We start from the raw sequence: 496 nt of genomic DNA on the forward strand, positions 1-496 counted from the left end.
GCCGTCATGCAGCGGTTCTACCGCGCTGAGCAAACGCGGCATATTGCGGGATCGGGACTGGGTCTGAGTGTCGTATGCGCCGTCATGAGGGTCCACGACTTCAGGCTGACCATTGAAGACGCCACACCGGGCACCCGTGTGACGATCGAGTGCTGGCCGCATACACTCGCGTAGCTCGCCGTGTCCTTATTCGTAGCTGAACCCATCGATTCGAGCTGATCGCATGCGCATTCTATTGGTGTCGCCGGCCATTCCCGAAGCCGGCTGGTTACACAAGGCGTTTCAGGAAAGTGCACATAGTCTGCAACGTGCCGACGACACGCGCGACGCGCTCTTCGTCGCCTCCCAGGAGCCCTTCGACGCTGTCGTCGTGCTGGCTGCCGATGCAGCCGCGCAGGCCGCGATGCTCGCTGCCGTGCCGCTGTTCGCGAGTCTGCCGAATAGTCCCATCGTCGTGGCGATGGTGCGCTCGATCGCCACGCCGGATCGGATCAAG

General features: G+C 62.7%; 1 protein-coding gene and 1 pseudogene. Both read left to right on the forward strand.

The features are described 5' to 3' along the window. Positions 1-174 (forward strand): ATP-binding protein (locus P0D89_RS54005; protein ID WP_408379834.1); only part of this gene is annotated, 174 nt, incomplete at its 5' end. A 49-nt stretch (positions 175-223) separates the two neighbouring features. Next, positions 224-496 (forward strand): annotated as a pseudogene (locus P0D89_RS54010) (DNA-binding response regulator); the annotation flags it as partial.

Source organism: Paraburkholderia sp. RL18-085-BIA-A (genome assembly GCF_046027075.1).
Lineage (GTDB): Bacteria > Pseudomonadota > Gammaproteobacteria > Burkholderiales > Burkholderiaceae > Paraburkholderia.